At 69.9% G+C, this 2,824-nt stretch carries 2 protein-coding genes and 1 pseudogene; 2 read left to right on the forward strand and 1 reads right to left on the reverse strand.

All coding sequences use genetic code 11. The features are described from left to right. Together GSQ95_RS26670 and GSQ95_RS22000 are read left to right on the forward strand one after the other, a co-directional pair. Nucleotides 1-274: pseudogene (locus GSQ95_RS26670) on the forward strand (DUF2309 domain-containing protein); the annotation flags it as partial. Continuing rightward, a complete protein-coding gene (locus GSQ95_RS22000; RefSeq protein ID WP_256664685.1) occupies nt 275-2,308 on the forward strand; it encodes a YbcC family protein in 2,034 nt (677 codons plus the stop codon). A 96-nt stretch (nt 2,309-2,404) separates the two neighbouring features. Here the strand turns inward: GSQ95_RS22000 and GSQ95_RS22005 are convergent, their stop codons facing one another. Continuing rightward, nucleotides 2,405-2,818, reverse strand: a complete 414-nt coding sequence (locus GSQ95_RS22005) for an NUDIX domain-containing protein (protein WP_158890558.1) — start codon at nt 2,816-2,818, stop codon at nt 2,405-2,407. Nucleotides 2,819-2,824: the final 6 nt, after the last annotated feature.

Consider the following 2,824-nt stretch of genomic DNA (forward strand, 5'->3'; position numbering starts at 1 on the left):
GGCCTGGCAGAGCGTGGCCGCGCAGCTCTGGCAGCGCGCCGGCAGCCGCCTGACCCTGGACGCCGCCGACTATCGCCAGGCCTGGCAGGACGGCCGCATCGCCGAGCGCCATCTGCAGCAGGCGCTGGCCGAGCAGGGGGAATCCTGCAAGCCGCTGAGGCTGCTGGAGGTACTGGACGCCCCCGCTGAGGTCGGCCACGGTCTGCCGCTGCTGGAAGACCTGGCCGAGCCGGGGATCCCGCTCCCGGGCTGGCCGGCGCTGATCACCCACTAGATCGGGCAGAGCTGCGCGGCCTGGTTCGATCACGAGCAGGCGGATTGGCGTCCGGCAGAGGGTGGCGGGCTCTATCAGACCTGGCGCGCCAGCTTGCTGGCCGACCGGGGCCTGAGCGTCCTCAGTGGCTGCCGGGATCTGCATCAGCGGATCGCAGCGTTGCCGGCGCAACCCGAAGCGGCCCTGGAGGCGGCGGTCGAACACCTGGGACTGCCAGCGCCAGACTGGGCGGCCTGGTTCGACTGCCTGCTGCTGCGCAATTTGGGTTGGGCCTCCTGGTGCGCCTATCGGCGCTGGCAGGCCCGGCTGCAGGGCGAGGACGACCAGACGGTGCTGGAGCTGCTGGCCATCCGCGCGGCCTGGGAATGGCTGGTGGATGATCGCCGGCGCGATGCCGAGAGCCGCTGGCACAGTTGGCGGGCGGCCTGGGAGGAGGGCTTGCAGCGGATGCCTTCGGCCAACTGGCAGGCCCTGCAGCTCTGGCAGCGCGCCGACGAGCTGGCCTGGCAGGAACACCTGCAGCAGGCGCTGTGCCAGAGCATCCCGGCAGCCTTGCCACCGGTGCCGCTGGCCAAGCTGTTCTTCTGTATCGACGTACGTTCCGAGCCCCTCAGGCGCGCCCTGGAGCAAACGTGTCCGGCACTGGAAACCGGCGGTTTCGCCGGCTTCTTCGGGCTGCCCATCGCCTATACGCCGCTGGGTACCGGTGCCACGCGCCCGCAGTTGCCGGGCCTGCTCGCGCCGCAACTGCAGGTCAGCGAGGGCAGTGGCGACGCCACGCGGGATCGCCAGCTGGCACAGCTGCGTCAGGGGCGCCTGGCACGGCAGGGCCGCTGGCGGCTGTTCGAGCGGCTGCCGGCCTCGACCTTCACCCTGGTGGAAAGCGTCGGGCTGGGCTACGCCGGGGCGCTGCTGGGACGGACCTGTGGCCTGGCCGGTGGCGCGCCTTCGACCGAACTCAGCGCCTGGCGCCGTCAGGAACGGCAACAGCTGCAACCACAGCTACCGGCGATGTCCCGGCTGCAGCAGGTCGACCTGGCCGAGCGCATTCTCAAGGCCATGGGGCTCAACGGGCCGGTGCCGTCCCTGTTGGTGCTGCTCGGCCACGGCAGCCAGAGCGCCAATAATCCTCAGGCAGCGGGTCTGGACTGCGGTGCCTGCTGTGGCCAGAGCGGCGAGATCAATGCGCGGCTACTGGCCGGCCTGCTCAACGAACCCGAGGTGCGTGACGGGCTGCGGGTGCGCGGCCTCGACCTGCCGCCGCACTGCCAGGTGCTGGCCGGGCTGCACAACACCACGACGGATGAGGTGCAGGTCTTCGGGTACGAGGGGCTTCCCGCAGAGCTCCAGCCCAGCTGGCAGCGCCTGCGGCTGGCGCTGGACAGCGCCAGCGCCGAGGTGCGGCGGCAGCGGGCTGGCAAACTGGGCCTGGCACCGCTGCCGGAACAACCGGACAGACTGCTCGGGCAGCTGCGCCGGCGCGCTCGGGACTGGGCGCAGACCCGGCCGGAATGGGGCCTCGCCGGCAATGCCGCCTTCATCGCCGCGCCGCGGGCGCGCACCCGCGCGGTGGACCTGGAGGGCCGCGTCTTCCTGCACGACTACGACTGGCGGCAAGACCAGGAGGGCAGGGTGCTGGAGCTGATCATGACGGCGCCCACGGTGGTGGCGCACTGGATCAATCTGCAGTACTTCACCTCGACCACCGACAACCTGCGTTTTGGCAGCGGCAACAAGTTGCTGCACAACGTGGTGGGCGGCCATATCGGCGTGTTCGAAGGCAACGGCGGCGACCTGCGCATCGGTCTGGCGCGCCAGTCGCTGCACGACGGCCAGCGGTGGATGCATCGTCCGCTACGGCTGCACGTGGTGATCGAGGCGCCGCGCGCGATGATCGATCAGGTGATCGCCAACCATGCCGTAGTGCGCGATCTGGTGCGCAACGGCTGGTTGCACCTGCTGCGTCTGGATGGCCTGCCGGCTTGCCTCGAGGTGCGTACGGCCGGTGGGTGGCAGCCCTTGCCCAAGGTCTGACGCTGGCCGGCGCCAGGCCGCCCGATGCTTCAGGCGGCCTGGCCCGCCCTGGCATGGCAAAACTGAAATCCGTGACCAAGGGTGCAAGGCCGCGTGCTAAGGGTGCAGTTGCCTCCCCAGCAGTGGAAGGATCACGTCGCGGGTCAGGGGTGCCAGCGGCAGATCGCCGGGTTCGTCTACGGCTACCCATACCGCCTCTTCTATTTCGGCGGCAGGCACCGCCTGGTCTCCCGCACCCATGGCTACCTGATACAGCGCGCAATCGACCCTGAAACCGGGTTCATTGGCGGCCGGCGCCTGGTAGTTGCCGAGAAAGGTCGCAGCCTCTGCGGTGATGACCAGGCCAAGTTCTTCCTGTAGTTCGCGGATCAAGGCGGCCAGCGGTTGCTCCCCCGGATCCACCTTGCCGCCCGGTTGCATGAAGGCGGCGGTGCCCCGCTTGCGCACCAGCAGCACCTGCTGGCGGTCGTTCAGGAGGATGGCGGCGGCGATGTGCAGGATTGGGGTCAAGGTGAA

It is taken from the genome of Pseudomonas sp. BAV 4579, assembly GCF_009765395.1.
Classification (GTDB): Bacteria; Pseudomonadota; Gammaproteobacteria; order Pseudomonadales; family Pseudomonadaceae; genus Chryseomonas; species Chryseomonas aestiva.